At 57.8% G+C, this 351-nt stretch carries 1 protein-coding gene; it reads left to right on the forward strand.

The annotated features are described in order from the left end of the window. Window positions 1-89: 89 nt before the first annotated feature. Window positions 90-351 (forward strand): hypothetical protein (locus BKB51_RS21355; RefSeq protein ID WP_198946829.1); only part of this gene is annotated, 262 nt, incomplete at its 3' end.

The following is a 351-nucleotide window of genomic DNA, read 5'->3' on the forward strand; positions in this document are numbered from 1 at the left end:
GCGGAGAGGCGGGGGGTGAGGCTGGGAGATAGAGACGAGAGCAGAGGGGAGGGTAAGGTGAAAGCGAGAAGAAAAGAGAGAGGCAGAAGATGGCTGAAGACAAGGACAGGGAAGAGACAGAGGGAGGAAGAGGAGAAAGAAAAAGATCAGAGGCGGAGGAGGGGAGGGAAGTAAGGGAGGAAAAGGAAGGGGAGATTGGAGTCTGGAGTAGGGGGGAGGAGAGGGGAAAGGAGAGGGAAGAGGGGGAAAAAGCAGGAGGGGAGCAGGGGGGAAGCCGCAAGGGAAGGAGAACCGAGAGGAGCCAAAAGAACAGAGGGGAGAGGGAAAAACGGGAGAGAGGAGGGGGAGAAG

It is taken from the genome of Kiloniella majae (assembly GCF_002118315.1).
GTDB lineage: Bacteria > Pseudomonadota > Alphaproteobacteria > Kiloniellales > Kiloniellaceae > Kiloniella > Kiloniella majae.